This window comes from Pseudomonas sp. T8 (genome assembly GCF_024610635.1).
Classification (GTDB): Bacteria; Pseudomonadota; Gammaproteobacteria; order Pseudomonadales; family Pseudomonadaceae; genus Aquipseudomonas; species Aquipseudomonas chlororaphis_I.
In genome coordinates this window covers 1,056,717-1,074,587 of the sequence record NZ_CP102374.1, presented here as the reverse complement: position 1 = coordinate 1,074,587, position 17,871 = coordinate 1,056,717, and the positions used below count along the sequence as shown (strand labels likewise).

Sequence of the window (17,871 nt, the reverse complement as noted above, 5' to 3'; positions counted from 1 at the left end):
AAGCCAGCTCCTGCGGGCCGCGTCGGTCAGTCTTCGCGTTTGACCACCAGGGTCAGGATGTCGTAGCTGGCCACCAGCTCACCCAACTGGTTGCTGACCTCCACGTCCCAGGCCACCACGCCCTGGGGGATGCCTTGCGGGCTCTTCTTGCCCTGGTCGATCTTGCGCTTGCAGGTCAGGCGCGCCTGGATGGTGTCGCCGATGCCCACCGGGTTGATGAAGCGCAGGGTATCCAGGCCGTAGTTGGCCAGCACCGGGCCCGGCGCCGGGGACACGAACAGCCCGGCTGCCGCCGACAGCACGAAATAACCGTGGGCGATGCGCTTGCCGAACTGCGACTCCTTGGCCGCGATCTCGTCGAAGTGCATATAGAAGTGGTCGCCGGACAGGCAGCCGAAGTTCACCAAGTCGGCCTCGGTCACCGTGCGCCTGTGGGTCAGCAGCGACTCGCCGATCTGCAGGTCCTGGAAGAACCGGCGGAACGGATGCACCTCGGTCTCGATGACCTTGGCGCCCCGCACGTATTCACCGGTGACCGCCGCCAGCATGCTCGGCGAGCCTTGCACCGCCGCCCGTTGCAGGTAGTGCTTCACCGCGCGCAGGCCACCGAGCTCTTCACCGCCGCCGGCGCGACCCGGGCCGCCGTGCTTGAGTTGCGGCAGCGGCGAGCCATGGCCGGTGGATTCGGCGGCGGATTCGCGGTCCAGCACCAGCAAGCGCCCGTGCCAGGCCGCGGCCGCTGGGATGGCCTTGGCGGCGATCTGTGGGTCGCGGGTCACCAGGCTGGCCACCAGGCTGCCTTTGCCTCGCGCGGCCAGGGCCAGGGCTTCGTCGAGGTCGTCATAGGCCATCAGCGTGCTGACCGGGCCGAAGGCCTCGATATCGTGGGCGCCGCCTTCGGCATGCGGGTCGCGAGCCTGCAACAGGGTCGGGGCGAAGAACGCGCCCTGGCTGGTGTTTGTACCGCGCGGCTCGAAGCCGTCGCGGGCGCCGAACAACAGGTCGCTGCTCTGTAGCAGGCTTTCCAGGCGTTCGGCCACGTCCCGTTGCTGGTCGTGGGAGGCCAGCGCGCCCATGCGCACGCCTTCCACCGCCGGATCGCCGACCACCACCTTGGCCAGCCTGTCGCGCAGGCGGCTGGCGACCGTGTCGATGTGCCTGGCCGGCACGATGGCGCGGCGAATGGCGGTGCATTTCTGCCCGGCCTTGGTGGTCATTTCCCGGGCCACTTCCTTGATGAACAGCTCGAACTCTTCGTCGTCCGGGCTCACGTCCGGGGCGAGGATCGCGCAGTTCAGCGAGTCGGCCTCGGCATTGAACGGCACCGAGTTGCGAATCAGCTGCGGATTGGCCCGCAGCTTGGCCGCGGTGTCGGCCGAGCCGGTGAAGGTCAGCACGTCCTGGCCCTGCAGGCGGTCCAGCAGGTCGCCGGTACTGCCGATCACCAGTTGCAGGCTGCCGGCGGGCAACAGCCCCGATTCATCCATCAGGCGTACCGCGGCTTCGGTCAGGTAGCTGGTGGCGGTGGCCGGCTTGACGATGCACGGCATGCCGGCGAGGAAGCTCGGGGCGAATTTTTCCAGCATGCCCCAGATCGGGAAGTTGAACGCGTTGATATGCACCGCCAGGCCACCGCGGGGCACCAGGATATGGGTGCCGGCGAAGCTGCCGAGCTTGCTCAGCTGCAGCGCCGGGCCTTCGTGGACGATATTGCCCGAGGGCAGTTCCCGCGAACCCAGGCTGGCATAGGTGAACAGGGTGCTGTTGCCGCCCTCGATGTCGATCCAGCTGTCGGCGCGGGTGGCGCCGCTGTGGTGGGAGATCGCGTACAGCTGTTCCTTGCGTTCGCTCAGGTACAGCGCCAGCGCCTTGAGCCGCTGGGCGCGCTGCTGGAAGTCCAGGGCCATGAGGGAGGCGATGCCCTGGCGCCGGCCATGGTCGAGCGCCTCGGCGAAATCCAGGCGCTCCTCGTGGGTGCGGGCCAGTTCGTGGCCGTCGATGGCGCTGCGCAGCACCTGGGCACCGTGTTGGCCGATCCAGCGGCCGGCGATGAAGCTTTGCAGGGTAGGGGCGTGAGGCATCACGATTCCTCCGGATGATGAATGAGGCCGGCGCGGCCAACGACCGCGCCGGCGGGGTTTACCAAAGAGCCAGGGTGTAGCCGAGGATCAGGCGGTTCTCGTCGAGGTCGGTGGCCAGGCCGTTGCCCGAACGAAAGGTCACGTTGCGCCAGCGGAGGCTCAGGTCCTTCAGCGGTCCACTCTGGATTACGTAGGTGATGTCGGTGTCGCGTTCGGTTTCGCGGCCGTTGTCGACAGCGCCCGCCTTGACGTGGCGGCCGTCGGTGTAGCGGGTCATGAAGGTCAGGCCGGGCAGGCCCATGGCCGCGAAGTCGTAGTCGTAGCGCAGCTGCCAGGAGTCTTCCTCGGCGCGGGTGTAGGTGTTGTAGGTCACCAGGTTGACCACGTAGGGATCGCCGCCGTTGAGGAACGGGAAGGCACTGTCGCCGGACAGCTGCTGCCAGGTGGCGCTGATTTTGTGCGGGCCCTTGATCAGGCTGAACATGCTGTTGAAGTTGCGGTTGTCGATCCGCCCGGCACGCTCGGCGCCGTCGCCACGGCTGTCGAAGTAGCGCAGGTCGCTGCGCAGGCTGAAGCCGCCGCCCAGGGGCTGGGTATGCAGCAGGCCGAGGTAGTGCTGGCGATAGATCTGTTCGAGCTTGCCGTAGTAATAGCTGAGGCTCAGTTGCGGGCTGAAGGCGTAGCTGGCGCCGGCGAAGTCGAAATGATCGCTGCGGGCGGCGCCATAACCGATGTCGTCGTTGCTCGAGGAATCGCGCAGGTTGGCTTCGGTCAGGCGCCCGGCATTTACCGTCAGGCCGCTGATTTCCTGGCTGGTCAGCAGGCCGCCCTGGAAGGTCGAGCCGAGCAGGCGGGTGTCGTTGTACGTCGCCACGGGCAGCAGCGGTTGCAGGGTGCCGATCTTCAAGACGCTTTTCGACAGGCGCAGCTTGCTGGTCAGGCCCAGTTCGCTGAACTCGTCCGCCGGTTCGTGGCTGTTGGGGCCGAACGGCAGCAGGCCGGTGCCACGGCGATCCGGGCTGGAGTCGAGCTTGAGCCCGAGCTCGCCAAGGGCATCCAGGCCGAAACCCAGGGTGCCCTCGGTGTAGCCGGACTCGATCCGCGCGGTGAAGCCCTGGGCCCATTCCTCGGCCTTGGACTGCGCGGCGTTGGCCTGGCGGAAGTCACGGTTGATGTAGTGGTTGCGCATTTCGATCCGTGCCTTGCTGTCACTGATGAAGTTGGCTTGTACGCTGCAGGTGAGCAGGCCCAGGCCCAGCGAGGCCATGGCCGGCAGCAGGTGTTTCGGTGAGGCGATGGAAACGGGGTTCATTGTTGTTATTCCCTGTCATCGATCGGAACGGGTTCAGTGTTTGCTGGCGCCGGAGGCGCCGATGCCGGTCATCGAGCGGATGAACTGCGCGAGGTAGCGACCACGCTCCAGTTCGGCCCGCGCCGAGGTGTCGGTCACCGAGAACAGCCAGGCGCTGAAGAACGCCAGGCTCATGGAGAACAGCGCCGGGTTGGAGTAGGGGAACAGCGCCCGTTCGTGATGCAGCACGTTGACCCAGACCGCCGGGCTCAGCACCAGCAGCACGATCGCCGACACCAGCCCGGCCAGGCTGCCGGTCACGGCGCCGCGGGTGGTCAGGCCTTTCCAGAACATCGAAAGGAACAGCACCGGGAAATTCACCGAGGCGGCGATGGCCAGCACCAGCCCGGACAGGAAGGCGATGTTCTGCGACTCGAACAGCAGGCCGAGGACGATCGCCAGCACGCCGATGCACAGGGTGGCGATGCGCGACACGCGCATTTCCTGCTGCTCGCTGGCCTGGCCCTTGCGCAGCACGCAGGCATACAGGTCGTGGGACACCGCCGAGGCGCCGGACAGCGCCAGGCCGGCGACCACCGCGAGGATGGTGGCGAAGGCCACCGCCGAGATGAAGCCGAGGAACAGGTTGCCGCCCACCGCCTGGGCCAGGTGCACGGCGATCATGTTGCCGCCGCCGATGATCGCGCCGTTGGCGTCGCGGAACGCCGGGTCGGTGCCGACCATGACGATCGCGCCGAAGCCGACCACGATCAGCAGCAGGTAGAAGTAGCCGATGAAGCCGGTGGCGTAGAACACGCTCTTGCGCGCTTCCTTGGCGTCGCTGACGGTAAAGAAGCGCATCAGGATATGCGGCAGGCCGGCGGTGCCGAACATCATGCCCAGGCCCAGGGAGATGGCATCGATGGGGTTCGACAGCAGCCCGCCGGGGGCCATGATCGCGCTGCCCTTGGCATGCACGGCGCTGGCCCCGGCGAACATCGCCTCGGTGCTGAAGCCGAAATGCCTGAGCACCATGAAGGCCATGAAGCTGGTGCCGAACAGCAGCATCACCGCCTTGATGATCTGCACCCAGGTGGTGGCGAGCATGCCGCCGAAGGTCACGTAGAACACCATCAGCACGCCCACCAGCATCACCGCGTAGAGGTAGCTGATGCCGAACAGCAGTTCGATCAGCTTGCCGGCGCCGACCATCTGCGCCACCAGGTACATCAAGGCCACGGTCAGGGTGCCGAAGGCCGAGGTCAGGCGCACCGGGGTCTGCTCCAGGCGGTAGGACACCACGTCGGCGAAGGTGTACTTGCCCAGGTTGCGCAGGCGTTCGGCGATCAGGAACAGGATGATCGGCCAGCCGGCGAGCACGCCCAGGGCGTACAACAGGCCGTCGTAACCGTTGAGGAACATCATCGCCGAGATGCCCAGGAAGGACGCCGCGGAGATCATGTCGCCGGCGATCGCCAGGCCGTTCTGCAAGCCGCTCATGCCGCCGCCAGCGGTATAGAAATCGCTGGCCGAGCGGGTGCGCAGGGCGGCCCAGCGGGTGACGCCGAGGGTGAACAGGACAAACACCAGGAACATGCCGATGGCGTTCCAGTTCAAGGGGCGGGCGCTGCCTTCGGCGGCCAGCGCCAGGTCGGTGGCGAACACGCACGGCAGGGCGAACAACGCCAATAAGCGCTTCATTGGGCGCACTCCTGCTTGAGCTTTTCGTTCAGCGGGTCGATCACGTTATTGGCGCGATAGACATAAAAGCCGGTGAGGGCGAAGGCCAGCAGCACGATCGCCACGCCCACCAGCATGCCGACCGTGGTCACCCCGCCACTCAGCGAGCGCCCCAGGGTGCTGGGGGAAAACGCCACCAGCAGCACGAAGCCGTAGTAGATCACCAGCATGGCCAGGGTCAGGGACCAGTAGAGGTTCTGTTTGCGCCGCACCAGCTGGACGAAGTCGGGGTGCTGGCGGATCTGTTCGATGTCTTGCGGGGTCATGGGAGCGCTCTCTTGATGTTGTTTTTGTTTTGGTTGAAACGCGGTGTGGTTCTTTTGCTTCTGTAGCCGCTGCCGGAGGCTGCGATCGACCGCGAAGCGGGCGCACGGTCTTAAGATCGCTGAAGGCCTTCGGTCTTATCGCAGCCTCCGGCAGCGGCCACAGGTCAGAGCTGGTCGAAGTCCAGCACCACCTTGTCGCTGACCGGGAACGACTGGCACGACAGTACGTACCCGGCCGCCACTTCGTAGTCCTCGAGGGCGTGGTTGCTGTCCATTTCCACTTCGCCTTCGATCACCTTGCACTTGCAGGTGGAGCACACCCCGGCGCGGCACGAATAGGGCAGCTCGGCGCCCTGGGCATTGCCGGCATCGAGGATGCTCTGGCTGTTGCGCGGCAGGTCGAAGGCCAGGGCGCGACCGTCGCTGATCACGGTGATCTGGCTGACCGCCGCATCGAGCTGCCGGGCCGCCTCGCGCTCCTCGCGCTTGTGCGGGCTGCCAGCGGCGGCGAACAGCTCGAAGTGAATGCGCTCGGCGGCCATGCCGTGGGCTTTCAGGCTGTCGCGCACGGTTTCGGTCATCGCCTGCGGGCCACAGATGAAGGCGGCGTCCAGGGCCTTGACGTCGAGCCAGCGGGAAAACAGCCGGGCGCATTTGTCGGCGTCGATCCGGCCGTTGTAGAGGTCGATGTCCTGCTGTTCGCGGCTGAACACGAAGATCAGGTTCAGGCGTTGCAGGTAGCGGTTCTTCAGGTCTTCCAGCTGTTCGCGAAACAGGGCGGCGGAGCTTGCGCGGTTGCCGTACAGCAGGGTGACGCGGCTGTGGGGCTCGGTTTCCAGGGTGCTCTTGATGATCGACAGGATCGGCGTGATGCCGCTGCCGGCCGCCACCGCCAGGTACTGGCCATGGCGCACGGGGTCGAGCTGGACATGGAAGTGCCCGGCGGGCGGCATCACGTCCAGGCAGTGCCCGGGCTTGAGCCGGTCATTGACGAACGCCGAAAAGCGCCCGCCGGCCACGCGCTTCACGGCAATGCGCAGCTCGCCGTCGTTGACCCCGGCGCAGATCGAATAGGAGCGGCGCACTTCCTCGCCATCCAGTTGGGTGCGCATTACCAGGTGCTGGCCCTGGGTGAAATGAAAGCTGTCCTGCAGGTGCTGCGGAATCTCGAAGGCGATGGACACCGCGTCGCGGGTTTCGCTGCGCACATCCTTGATGGTCAGGCTGTGGAATTTGCTCATGGTTGTTCTCCCACTGACACGGCGTCAGATGCACTTGAAATAGTCGAACGGCTCCAGGCAGTCCCGGCAGCGATACAGCGCCTTGCAGGCGGTCGAGCCGAACTCGCTGAGCTGTTCGGTGTGGCTGCTGCCACATTGCGGACAACAGATGGCAGCGCTTTCGCCCAGCAGGCTGCGCTTGCTGCTACTGCCCACAGGCGGGGCGATGCCGTAGGCCCGCAGCCGTTCGCGGCCGCTGGCGGTGATCCAGTCGGTGCTCCAGGCCGGGGTCAGTCGGCGTTGCAGGCGGGGCGCGGGAAACCCGGCGAGTTCCAGGGCGGCACGGATATCGCCCTCGATCACCTCGGTGGCCGGGCAGCCGGAATAGGTCGGGGTGACCACCACCTGCAGGTGGCCGTCGTGCCAGCCGAGGTCGCGGACGATGCCCAGCTCCACCACGCTGACCACCGGCACCTCCGGGTCCATGACCGCGCCGAGGATGTTCCAGGCCGCCTCCAGGTCGCCCGGTTGCAGGGCACGGGCGCCACGGTCGCTGGAAATCAGCTCACCAGGTTGCATCGGGGTACGCTCGTGGCAGTGCCTGCATTTCCGCCAGCAGAATGCCCAGGTGTTCGCTGTGCAGGCCGCGGCGGGCGTCCAGGTAGAAATGGCTGGGGGGCGCTGGCAGGGGCAGGGTGGCGCTGGCGAAGATCCGCGTCACCGTGGCCTGCCAGGCGCTGGCGACCTGCGCGGGGTCGGCGATGAGGCCGGCGTCGTGCAGGTGGTTTTCGCTGTCGTCGCCGCTGATCAGTTCGACGGTGAAGCGCCAGAGCAGGGGGATCGCCTCCAGCATGCGCTGGTGGCTGTGCTCGGTGCCGTCGCCCAGGCGCTCGACCCATTCGCTGGAGCGGCGCAGGTGATAGGTGACTTCCTTCACCGCCTTGGCGGCGATCCCGGCGATGCGCTCGTCGCTGGACCGGGCCAGGCCCTTGAGCACTTCCAGGTGCCAGGCGTCGTAGAGAAACTGCTTGAGCAGGGTCACGGCGAAATCGCCGTTGGGCTGCTCCACCAGCAGCAGGTTGCGATAGGCGCGCTCGTCGCGGCGGAACGCCAGGTGGTCGGCGTCGCGGCCGTCGTCCAGCAGTTCGGCGGCGTAGTCCAGCCAGTTGCGGGCCTGGCCCACCAGGTCGAGGCCGACGTTCATCAGCGCCAGTTCTTCTTCCAGGGCCGGCGCGCGGCCGCACCACTGGCACAGGCGCTGGCCCTGGACCAGGGCGCTGTCGCCCAGGCGCAGCAGGTACTGGATCAATTCGTTTTGCGTGTTCATGGTCGACCTCACATGTGCCCGACTTCGGCCGGCAGCTCGTAGAAGCTGGCGTGGCGATAGACCTTGTCGTCCGCCGGGTCGAACAGCGGGTCCTTTTCATCCGGGGACGAGGCGACGATCAGCGCCGAGGGCACCACCCACAGGCTCACGCCTTCGCTGCGGCGGGTGTAGAGCTCGCGGGCGTTCTCGATGGCCATGGCGCTGTCGGCGGCATGCACGCTGCCGACGTGCTTGTGGTTGAGCCCGTGCTTGCTGCGCACGAAGACTTCGAAGAGGGTCCATTCAGACATAAGGGTGACTCCACATCAGGGGCTGAAGCGCTGTGGCCCTGGCCGCGGGTTGCCGCGGCCAGGGTTCACGCGGCGTTTTTATTGGCTTTCTTGCGGGCGTGGGCGACCGCGGCTTCGCGGACCCAGGCGCCATCCTCGATGGCCTTGCGCCGGGTGGCGACGCGTTCCTGGTTGCACGGGCCGTTGCCCTTGAGCACTTCGTAGAATTCGTCCCACTGGATCTCGCCGAAGTCGTAGTGGCCGCGTTCGGCGTTCCACTTCAAGTCCGGGTCCGGGCAGGTGCAGCCGAGCAGTTCCAGCTGCGGGATGGTCTGGTCGATGAAGCGCTGGCGCAGTTCGTCGTTACTCTGGCGCTTGATCTTCCAGGCCATGGACTGCGCGCTGTTGGGCGAGTGTTCGTCGCTGGGGCCGAACATCATCAGGGCCGGCCACCACAGGCGGTTGATGGCGTCCTGGACCATGTCCTTCTGCGCCTGGTTGCCCTCGCGCATCAGGGTCAGGAGGATTTCGTAACCCTGGCGCTGGTGGAAGCTTTCTTCCTTGCAGATGCGCACCATGGCCCGGGAGTAGGGGCCGTAGGAGGTGCGCTGCAGCACCACCTGATTGACGATCGCCGCGCCGTCCACCAGCCAGCCCACCGCGCCCATGTCGGCCCAGTTCAGCGTCGGGTAGTTGAAGATGCTCGAATACTTGGCGCGGCCGCTGTGCAGTTTGGCGATTTCCTCGTCGCGGTCGGCGCCCAGGGTTTCCATCGCGCTGTACAGGTACAGGCCGTGGCCGGCTTCGTCCTGGATCTTGGCCATCAGTTGCAGCTTGCGCTTGAGGGTCGGGGCGCGGGTTACCCAGTTGCCTTCGGGCAGCATGCCGACGATTTCCGAATGGGCGTGTTGGGAAATCTGCCGGATCAGGGTTTGCCGATAGGCATCCGGCATCCAGTTCTTGGCTTCGATCTTGATTTCCGAATCGATTTTTTCCTGGAAGGCACGTTCCTGTTCGGACATCTCCGAACGGGGCTTGATGCTTTTGACTCCGGTCTCTACCAGCTGTGCGTACATGGTGCGTCTCCTGCCGTGAAGGATTGCCTGGGCATGGAGAACTTTATATGTGATACAAAAATAAATATCAAACACAAAATAACGTGTCGTATATGTTTTTGTATCGCTTTGCCCGGCAAGGGTTTTCCCTCGGGCAAAAAAAGCCCCGCCGAAGCGGGGCTTTAAGCTTGGAAAGGCCTATTTCTGCCGATTGTCCACCACGTGGCTGGCCTTGCCCTCGGAGCGCTTGAGGGAAAAGGCTGGGCGCAAAACGATACGCGAGCTGATGCCGATGTAGGTTTTGATGTGCCGGCTCAGTTCGTCGCAGATGGCTTTCTGCTGCTCGTCGCCCAGCTGTCGGTGCTCGTTCTTGAGCTCCACATGCACCTCGACGCTGTCGAGGTTGCCGTTGCGGTACAGGTGGATCTCGTAGCATTCGCAGAGTTGCCGGACCTTGAGCACCTGCTCCTCGATCTGCGTGGGGAACACGTTGACCCCGCGAATGATCAGCATGTCGTCGCTGCGCCCGGTGATCTTGTCGATACGCCGCATGGGCCGCGCCGTACCGGGCAGCAGGCGGGTCAGGTCGCGGGTGCGGTAGCGGATCATCGGCAGGGCTTCCTTGCTCAGCGAGGTGAACACCAGCTCGCCCATCTGGCCATCCGGCAACACCTGGCCGGTCACCGGGTCGATGATCTCGGGGTAGAAGTGGTCCTCCCAGATGGTCGGCCCGTCCTTGGTCTCGGCGCATTCCATGGCCACGCCGGGGCCCATGATTTCCGAGAGCCCGTAGATATCCAGCGCGGTGATGCCCAGGCGCTGCTCGATGGCGCTGCGCAGTTCGGCGGTCCAGGGTTCGGCGCCGAAGATCCCCAGGCGCAGGGCGAGCTTTTGCGGATCGATGCCCTGGCGCTCGAACTCGTCGGCGATGTTGAGCATGTAGGAGGGCGTGACCATGATGATGTCCGGCTGGAAGTCCTTGATCAGTTGCACCTGTTTTTCGGTCTGGCCACCGGACATCGGGATCACCGTACAGCCCAGGCGCTCGGCGCCGTAGTGCGCCCCCAGACCGCCGGTGAACAGGCCGTAGCCGTAGGACACATGGACCTTGTCGCCACGTCGGCCGCCGGCGGCGCGGATCGAGCGCGCGACCACCCTGGCCCAGGTGTCGATGTCGTTCTGGGTGTAGCCGACCACCGTCGGCTTGCCGGTGGTGCCGCTGGAGGCGTGCAGCCTCACCACGTCCTGGATCGGCACGGCGAACATGCCGTAGGGGTAGTTGTCGCGCAGGTCGGACTTGCTGGTGAACGGGAATTTCGCCAGGTCCTCCAGGCTGCGCACATCGTCGGGGTGCACGCCCAGCGCGTCGAAGCGCTGACGGTACAGCGGCACGTTCCGGTAGGCGTGGTTCAGGCTCCAGCGCAGGCGTTCCAGCTGATGCTGGCGCAACTGGTCGACGCTGGCGGTTTCCAGCGGGTCCAGCAGGGGGTCAAGCACGGCTTTGGCAATTGGCATGTTCATGGCTTCACTCGAATTATTGTTGTGTCGAGCCGCCGGTGGGCGGCTCCTGAGTGCCTGCGCCCAGGATACCCTCGGGGGCTCCGGGCGCGGGTGTATCTGGTCTTAAACTCGTTCGACGATCAGGGCGATGCCCTGGCCCACACCGATGCACATGGTGCACAAGGCGTAGCGACCCCGGCGTTGTTCCAGTTCGTGCAGCGCGGTGGTCACCAGGCGCGCGCCGCTCATGCCCAGGGGGTGGCCCAGGGCGATGGCGCCGCCGTTGGGGTTGACCCGCTCGTCGTCGTCCGCCAGGCCCAGCTCGCGCAGCACCGCCAGGCCCTGGGCGGCGAACGCTTCGTTGAGTTCGATCACGTCCATGTCCGCCAGGCTCAGCCGGGCCAGCTCCAGCACCTTGCGCGTGGCTGGCACCGGGCCGATGCCCATGATCCGTGGCTCGACCCCGGCGGTGGCCATGGCGACCACCCGACCACGCGCCTTGAGGCCGTAGCATTGTGCGGTTGCTGCATCGGCCAGCAACAGGGCGCAGGCGCCGTCGTTGACCCCCGAGGCGTTGCCCGCGGTGACGCTGCCGCCCTGGCGGAATGGCGTGCCGAGCTTCTGCAGCTGTTCGAGGGTGGTGTCGCCCCTTGGGTGTTCGTCCTGCTCGACCAGGGTCGGCGGGCCTTTGCGCTGGGGAATGGGCACCGCGACTATTTCCCTGGCCAGGCGTCCGCTGGCTTGCGCCGCCGCGGCCCGCTGCTGGCTGCGCAGGGCGAAGGTGTCCTGGTCGGCGCGGGAAATGCCGAACTGCGCGGCGACGTTTTCCGCGGTTTCCGGCATCGAGTCGATGCCGAAGCCTTGTTCCATCAGCGGATTGACGAAGCGCCAGCCGATGGTGGTGTCGAACAGCTCGGCCTGGCGGGAAAACGCGGTCTGCGCCTTGCCCATCACCAGCGGCGCGCGGGACATCGATTCGACGCCGCCGGCCAGCACCAGCCGGGCCTCGCCACAACGCAGGGCGCGGGCGGCGGTGCCGATGGCGTCCAGGCCGGAGCCGCACAAGCGGTTGAGGGTGGTACCGGGGACCTCCACCGGCAACCCGGCGAGCAGCGCCGACATGCGCGCCACGTTGCGGTTGTCTTCGCCGGCCTGGTTGGCGCAGCCGTAGATCACTTCGTCGACCCGGCTCCAGTCGACTCCGGGATTACGCTGCATCAGGGCGCGCAACGGCACTGCGCCCAGGTCGTCGGCGCGCACGCTGCTCAGGGCGCCGCCGTAACGGCCGATGGGGGTGCGGACTGCATCGATGATCAGGGCGTCATTCATTGGGGTTCTCCTGCGGCAGCACCGGGCCGCGCACTTTGTAGGATTTGCCGTGGAACAGGGCGATCAGCACGCCATGCTGGTTTTCGATCCGCACGTCGTAGTTGCCGGTGCGGCCGCTGCGGCTTTGCTCGATGCAGTCGGCGGTCAGGGTGTCGCCGAGGCGGGCCGGGGCGATGTAGTCGATGCTGCAGCCGATGGCCACCGTGGCTTCGTCGTAGGTATTGCAGGCCAGGGCGAAGGCCGAGTCCGCCAGGGTGAACAGCAAGCCACCGTGGCAAGTGCCGTGGCCTTGCAGCATGTCTTCGCGCACGCTCATGCCCAGCCGGGCGGCGCCGGGCGCCACCGACAGCAGGCGCATGCCCAGCGCCTGGCTGGCGTTGTCGCGTTTGAACAGGCTCTGGGCGCACGCGCTGGCCAGGCTCATGGCAGGGTGATCAAGCATGCAGCGTCCTCCCTTCGGCAACCCGGCGGCGCAACAGCAGGGACGGTCGATAACGTTCCTCGCCGTAGGCGGCCTGCAGGTTTTGCAGGACCTCGAGCACCCATGGCAGGCCCAGGCGGTCGGCCCAGGCCAGGGGGCCTTCTGGATAATTGACCCCGGCGCGCATCGCCAGGTCGATGTCCACCGCCGAGGCCACGCCTTGCAGCAAGGCGTCGGCGGCCTCGTTGGCGAGCATCGCCACGGTGCGCAGGACCAGCAGCCCCGGGCTGTCGCTGAGCTGGCTGACCTTGAACCCGGCGCGTTGCAACAGTGCCACCGCCTGGTCGCGGGCCAGTGGGCTGGTGCCGGCGCAGCAGCTGATGGCCAGGCGACCGGCGCTGGCATAGTCATGGGCCAGGTCCAGCAGGATCAGGTTGCTCAAGCCGTGGTCGCGGGCGCGCTCGCTGGCCAGGCGCCCGTCGCTGACGGCCAGTACCGCGTCGCCGACCCGCAACAGGCCAGGGCCGTCACGCTCGACCAGGCGCACGCCGGACTCGCGCAGGCGTTGCAGCAAACCTTGGGCAACCCCCAGGTCGCCCTCGACCACACAGTGTTCGATGGGCTGATCGCTGTGCAGCTCGACAGGGGCTGGGCGTTCGGCGCCCTCGGCATAGGAATAGAAGCCCTGGCCGCTCTTGCGGCCGAAATGCCCGGCATCCACCAGTTCCTGCTGGATCAGTGACGGCTGAAAGCGCATGTCGCCGTAATAGGCCTCGAAGACCGAGCGGGTCACTGCGTAGTTGACGTCATGGCCGATCAGGTCCGTCAGCTCGAAGGCACCCATGGCAAAACCACCGGCTTCGCGCAGCAGGGCGTCGAGGGTGGCGCAGTCGCTGGCGCCTTCCTGCAACAGGCGCAGGCTTTCGGCGTAGAACGGCCGGGCCACGCGATTGACGATAAAGCCCGGGGTGGAGCGGGTGTGCACCGGCTTCTTGCCCCAGTTTGTCGCGGTGTCGTACAGGCGCTGCGCCAGTTGCCGGTCGCTGGCCAGCCCCGAGACGACCTCAACCAGCGGCATGACCGGCGCCGGGTTGAAAAAGTGCAGGCCCAGCAGGCGTTCGGGATGCTTCAGGCCAGCGGCGATGCGGGTGATCGACAGCGAAGAGGTGTTGCTGGCAAGGATGCAACTGTCGCGGCATAGGCTTTCCAGTTGGCGAAACAGCTCACGCTTGGCTTCGAGGTTCTCGGCGATGGCTTCGACGATCAGCTCGCTGTCGGCCAGTTGCTCGATGGATTCGGCGGCCTGCAACCGGGCCATGGTTGCCCTGTGCGCCTGGGCGTCGAGCTTGCCGTTGGCCACGCGCCTGGCGAGTTGCCGGTCGATGCCGGCGATGGCTTGCGCCGCGGCGCCCGGGCGGTTGTCCAGCAGCCAGACCGGGTGGCCGGCCTGGGCTGCGACCTGGGCGATGCCGGCGCCCATCGCGCCGGCGCCGATCACCGCGACACGGGCCTGGAGTGTCAGTGCGCTCATGTTCAGCGCCCCTTGAAGGTCGGTGTGCGTTTGTCCATGAAGGCACTCACGCCTTCGCGGTAATCCTCGCTGCGCCCGGCCAGGCGTTGCAGGTCTTTTTCCAGTTCCAGCTGTTCGTCGAAGCTGTTGTTCAGGCTGGCGTTGAGGCTGCGCTTGATCAGCGCCAGGCCGTAGGTCGGCTGGGTGGCCAGGTGGCGTGCGAGCTTGAGGGCTTCGTCACGCAACTCGGCATCTTCGACGCAGCGATAGATCAGGCCCCATTGCTCGGCCTGTTCGGCCGTCAGGCGATTGCCCAGCAGGGCCAGGGCCTTGGCCCGCGCCATGCCGACCAGGCGCGGCAGGGTCCAGGTTCCGCCGGAGTCGGGGATCAGGCCGATCTTGCAGAACGCCTGGATAAAGCTCGCCGAACGACCGGCCAGCACCAGGTCGCAGGCCAGGGGAATGTTGGCCCCGGCCCCGGCGGCCACGCCGTTCACCGCGCAGATCACCGGCAGCGGCAGGTCGCGCAACTGGCGGATCAGCGGGTTGTAGAAACGTTCGATGGACTCGCCCAGGTCCGGCACCTCCGCGCCGGGGGCGACGTTGCGGTCGCTCAGGTCCTGGCCGGCACAGAAGCCACGGCCTTCGCTGGTCAACAGCAGCACCCGGGCCTCGGGATTGGCGCGCACCTGCTTGAGCGCTTCGCGGACCTCGCCATGCATCTGCGCATTGAAGCTGTTGAGCTGCTCGGGGCGGTTCAGGCTGAGGAGGGCGACGCCTGCCTCGACGGAAAACAGGATATGTTCGAAGTTCATGGTTCTGGCGCTCTCTGACGGGTCGTGGGAGTCGTTGGCCGCTGCGGCGGCCTAGTGGCCGGTGAAGCTGGGCCGGCGTTTTTCCTGGAAGGCGCGGATGCCTTCTTCGCGGTCGCGGGTGCCGGCCAGCACCGTGAAGGCGTGGCGCTCGAAGCGCAGGCCGCTGGCGAGGTCGGTGTCCAGCGCCTTGAGCAGCGCCTCCTTGGCCAGGCGCAGGGCCAGCGGTGCCTTGCCGGCGATCAGCCGCGCCAGCTGCAGGGCACGCTCGACCGTGAGTTCCGGTTGGGTGACCTCGCTGACCAGGCCGGCGCGCAAGGCATGGCGGGCATCGATCGACTCGCCGCCGAGGACCATCTGCATGGCCAGGGATTTGCCGACCGCCCGCAGCAGGCGCTGGGTGCCGCCGGCGCCGGGCATGATCCCGAGGTTGATTTCCGGCTGGCCAAAACGGGCGTCCTCGCCGGCGATAAGAATGTCGGCGTGCATGGCCAGCTCGCAGCCGCCGCCGAGGGCAAAGCCATTGACTGCGGCGATCAGCGGTTTGCTGAAGGCGGTGATCTGCTGCCAGGAAGCCTGGCGCGGGTCGTTGAGGATGCCAGTGAGGTCGCGCTCGGCCATTTCATTGATGTCGGCGCCGGCGGCGAATGCCTTGCGGCTGCCGGTCAGCACCACGACCCGGGTCTCGCTGTCGGCCTGGGCGGCGTCCAGGGCGGCTGCCAGTTCGCCGAGCAATTCGGTGGTCAGGGCATTCAGGGCGGCGGGGCGTTGCAGGGTAATCAGTCGAACGCCGCCATCGAGGCTTTCGACAGCAAGGGTTTGAGGCATGGCGGATGCCCTCACGGTGCACGCTCGGCGCAGGGCCGGGTCATTATTGGATCGGCTGGGGAGCCGGTTTTCGCCGAGTATATCGCCAATGCGATACATAAATGCAATGTAAAAATATGATTAGTGTGTCTTTATGTTGAGGATTTGAGTCTGTTGCGCCAGGACGAAGAGGGGCGATCAAGTCGTGATTTTCCAGGTTTTATTGGGGTTTGTGGCCTTTGTCTGGCGGCCTTCGCTGAGTAGAGACGTGATACTGTTTTTCCGCTTTTTCGTTTAAGTTTTATGTGATACAAAATAAATCCTGATCGGCATCGCTTTGCGCGCTATGTCGACTGCCGCCTAGCCAAGGAGTACCTCATGACCTGCTACAGCCTCGACGGCCTGACTCCGGTGGTCCATCCCAGTGCTTATGTGCATCCGTCCGCCGTGTTGATCGGCGACGTGATAGTCGGTGCCCATTGCTACATCGGCCCGCTGGCCAGCCTGCGCGGCGATTTCGGGCGGATCGTGCTGGAGGAGGGGGCCAACCTGCAGGACACCTGTGTGATGCACGGTTTTCCCGACAGCGACACGGTGGTCGAGCGCAACGGCCATATCGGCCACGGCGCGGTGCTGCACGGTTGCCGGATCGGCGCCGATGCGCTGGTGGGGATGAACGCGGTGGTGATGGACAACGCCCGGATCGCGCCACGCTGCTTCGTGTCCGCGGCGGCCTTCGTCAAGGCCGGCTTCGAGTGTGCGGAGCAGTCGCTGGTCATGGGCGCCCCGGCCAGTGTCAAACGCCGCCTCAGCGACGAAGAGCTGCACTGGAAGCAGGCTGGCACCCGTGAATATCAGCAGCTGGCCAGGCGCTGCCTGGAGCAGATGCAGGTCTGTGAGCCGCTCGCGGAACCCGAAGCCAATCGCCCGCGCATCACCGACAGCGGCCTGCGCCCGAAAAATACCGGTCAGTGAACAACCAGGGCACAGTGGGTCGCGCGCTCCAGGCCACTCCAAGCCGGTGAAACCCGGTATATTTCTTCCTTTTTGTCCGGTACGCCCATGTCGTCCCTAGCACCGTTGAATCATCTTGTGACCCGTTTCCAGGAGCAGACGCCGATTCGCGCCAGCTCCCTGATCATTACCCTGTACGGCGATGCCATCGAACCCCACGGCGGTACGGTATGGCTGGGCAGCCTGATCCAGTTGCTCGAACCCATCGGCATCAACGAGCGACTGATCCGCACCTCGATCTTCCGCCTGACCAAGGAAGGCTGGCTGACCGCCGAGAAAGTCGGGCGCCGCAGCTATTACAGTCTGACCGGTACCGGCCGCCGGCGTTTCGACAAGGCCTTCAAGCGGGTCTACAACGCCAGCGTGCCGGCCTGGGACGGTTCCTGGTGCCTGGTGATGCTGTCGCAGCTCGGCCAGGACAAGCGCAAGCAGGTGCGCGAAGAGCTGGAGTGGCAAGGTTTTGGCGCGATTTCGCCGGTGCTGCTGGCCTGTCCGCGCAGCGATCGGGCGGATATCAACGCGACCCTGGTGGACCTCGGCGCCCAGGAAGACACCATTGTGTTCGAGACCACCGCCCAGGACGTGCTGGCCTCCAAGGCGCTGCGCCTGCAGGTGCGCGAAAGCTGGAATATCGACGAGCTGGCGGCTCATTACAGCGAGTTCATCCAGTTGTTCCGGCCGCTGTGGCAAGCGCTGCGCGAGCAGGAGCAACTGCAGCCGGCCGATTGTTTCCTGGCGCGCCTGCTGCTGATCCACGAATACCGCAAACTGCTGCTGCGCGATCCGCAGCTGCCGGACGAGCTGCTCCCTGGTGACTGGGAAGGCCGAGCGGCGCGCCAGCTCTGCCGCAACATCTATCGTCTGATCTACGCCAAGGCCGAGGAATGGCTCAACGACGCGCTGGAAAACGCCGACGGTCCGTTGCCCGACGTCGGCGAAAGTTTCTATCGACGGTTTGGCGGTTTGAAGTAAGGCGCTCGCAAAGTGTCCCCCGGATACTGACTGATCAGGTTCTTGGCCGCAGGGTGTCGCCACGGTCGTGCAGGATGGCATCAGCCCGCTTGCCGATCCGGCAGCTGCGGTTTTGTCACTTGTGGTGCGAACCCTCGTACTTGAATTCGACGAGCAGCAGACGTACTGGTCGCCATCGCTGATATAAGCCACCTCCGGATGTCCTGCCTGTTGTAAATGACCCTCAGGATCGTCGACAGCCCTGGCCGCGATCTCGT

At 65.9% G+C, this 17,871-nt stretch carries 17 protein-coding genes; 2 read left to right on the top strand and 15 right to left on the bottom strand.

What is annotated here, in order from left to right:
- Positions 1–26 precede the first annotated feature (26 nt).
- The 15 genes from paaZ to paaF all read right to left on the bottom strand — a co-directional run bounded on the left by paaZ (position 27) and on the right by paaF (position 15,649).
- The gene (gene paaZ, locus NRG23_RS04600) at positions 27–2,081 is read right to left on the bottom strand and encodes a phenylacetic acid degradation bifunctional protein PaaZ (RefSeq protein ID WP_257373845.1); all 2,055 of its coding nucleotides are present in this window, start codon (positions 2,079–2,081) and stop codon (positions 27–29) included.
- Between the two features lie 58 nt (positions 2,082–2,139).
- Positions 2,140–3,393, bottom strand: coding sequence for an OprD family porin (locus NRG23_RS04595; RefSeq protein ID WP_257373844.1), 1,254 nt, complete (start codon positions 3,391–3,393; stop codon positions 2,140–2,142).
- A gap of 33 nt (positions 3,394–3,426) precedes the next feature.
- Positions 3,427–5,073, bottom strand: a complete 1,647-nt coding sequence (locus tag NRG23_RS04590; protein WP_009048868.1) for a cation acetate symporter — start codon at positions 5,071–5,073, stop codon at positions 3,427–3,429.
- Complete coding sequence (locus tag NRG23_RS04585) at positions 5,070–5,378, bottom strand: DUF485 domain-containing protein (protein WP_009048869.1); 309 nt, start codon at positions 5,376–5,378, stop codon at positions 5,070–5,072. The genes NRG23_RS04590 and NRG23_RS04585 overlap by 4 nt, the downstream gene beginning before the upstream one ends.
- Before the next feature lie 164 nt (positions 5,379–5,542).
- Positions 5,543–6,619: a 1,2-phenylacetyl-CoA epoxidase subunit PaaE gene (gene paaE, locus NRG23_RS04580; RefSeq protein WP_257373842.1), complete on the bottom strand. Its 1,077-nt coding sequence runs from the start codon at positions 6,617–6,619 to the stop codon at positions 5,543–5,545.
- Between the two features lie 24 nt (positions 6,620–6,643).
- On the bottom strand, positions 6,644–7,177 hold the full coding sequence (paaD, locus tag NRG23_RS04575) for a 1,2-phenylacetyl-CoA epoxidase subunit PaaD (protein ID WP_028682386.1): 534 nt from the start codon (positions 7,175–7,177) through the stop codon (positions 6,644–6,646).
- Positions 7,164–7,925: a 1,2-phenylacetyl-CoA epoxidase subunit PaaC gene (gene paaC, locus NRG23_RS04570; protein ID WP_028682385.1), complete on the bottom strand. Its 762-nt coding sequence runs from the start codon at positions 7,923–7,925 to the stop codon at positions 7,164–7,166. Before paaC ends, paaD begins: the two co-directional genes overlap by 14 nt.
- Positions 7,926–7,933: 8 nt before the next feature.
- Positions 7,934–8,215, bottom strand: coding sequence for a 1,2-phenylacetyl-CoA epoxidase subunit PaaB (gene paaB, locus NRG23_RS04565; protein WP_007926505.1), 282 nt, complete (start codon positions 8,213–8,215; stop codon positions 7,934–7,936).
- Between the two features lie 65 nt (positions 8,216–8,280).
- Positions 8,281–9,270 carry a 1,2-phenylacetyl-CoA epoxidase subunit PaaA gene (gene paaA / locus NRG23_RS04560; protein WP_016704782.1) on the bottom strand — a complete coding sequence of 330 codons (990 nt, stop codon included), beginning with the start codon at positions 9,268–9,270 and terminating at the stop codon, positions 8,281–8,283.
- A 177-nt stretch (positions 9,271–9,447) separates the two neighbouring features.
- Positions 9,448–10,770: a phenylacetate--CoA ligase PaaK gene (paaK, locus tag NRG23_RS04555; RefSeq protein WP_257373840.1), complete on the bottom strand. Its 1,323-nt coding sequence runs from the start codon at positions 10,768–10,770 to the stop codon at positions 9,448–9,450.
- Positions 10,771–10,872: 102 nt separating this feature from the next.
- Positions 10,873–12,078, bottom strand: a complete 1,206-nt coding sequence (gene pcaF / locus NRG23_RS04550) for a 3-oxoadipyl-CoA thiolase (RefSeq protein WP_257373839.1) — start codon at positions 12,076–12,078, stop codon at positions 10,873–10,875.
- Positions 12,071–12,520 (bottom strand): hydroxyphenylacetyl-CoA thioesterase PaaI, encoded by a 450-nt coding sequence (gene paaI, locus NRG23_RS04545; protein WP_257373838.1) that lies wholly within the window; start codon positions 12,518–12,520, stop codon positions 12,071–12,073. The genes pcaF and paaI overlap by 8 nt, the downstream gene beginning before the upstream one ends.
- Entirely contained in the window at positions 12,513–14,030 is a 1,518-nt protein-coding gene (gene paaH, locus NRG23_RS04540) for a 3-hydroxyacyl-CoA dehydrogenase PaaH (RefSeq protein WP_257373837.1), read from the bottom strand. The genes paaI and paaH overlap by 8 nt, the downstream gene beginning before the upstream one ends.
- Positions 14,031–14,032: 2 nt before the next feature.
- Positions 14,033–14,824 (bottom strand): 2-(1,2-epoxy-1,2-dihydrophenyl)acetyl-CoA isomerase PaaG, encoded by a 792-nt coding sequence (gene paaG, locus NRG23_RS04535; protein ID WP_198918831.1) that lies wholly within the window; start codon positions 14,822–14,824, stop codon positions 14,033–14,035.
- 51 nt (positions 14,825–14,875) lie between these two features.
- Positions 14,876–15,649, bottom strand: coding sequence for a 2,3-dehydroadipyl-CoA hydratase PaaF (gene paaF, locus NRG23_RS04530; protein ID WP_198918832.1), 774 nt, complete (start codon positions 15,647–15,649; stop codon positions 14,876–14,878).
- Positions 15,650–16,006: 357 nt separating this feature from the next.
- Between paaF and paaY the strand changes: the two genes are divergently transcribed.
- The gene (gene paaY / locus NRG23_RS04525) at positions 16,007–16,603 is read left to right on the top strand and encodes a phenylacetic acid degradation protein PaaY (RefSeq protein WP_007926481.1); all 597 of its coding nucleotides are present in this window, start codon (positions 16,007–16,009) and stop codon (positions 16,601–16,603) included.
- An 87-nt stretch (positions 16,604–16,690) separates the two neighbouring features.
- Entirely contained in the window at positions 16,691–17,614 is a 924-nt protein-coding gene (gene paaX / locus NRG23_RS04520) for a phenylacetic acid degradation operon negative regulatory protein PaaX (protein WP_009043762.1), read from the top strand.
- The last annotated feature ends 257 nt before the right edge of the window (positions 17,615–17,871 follow it).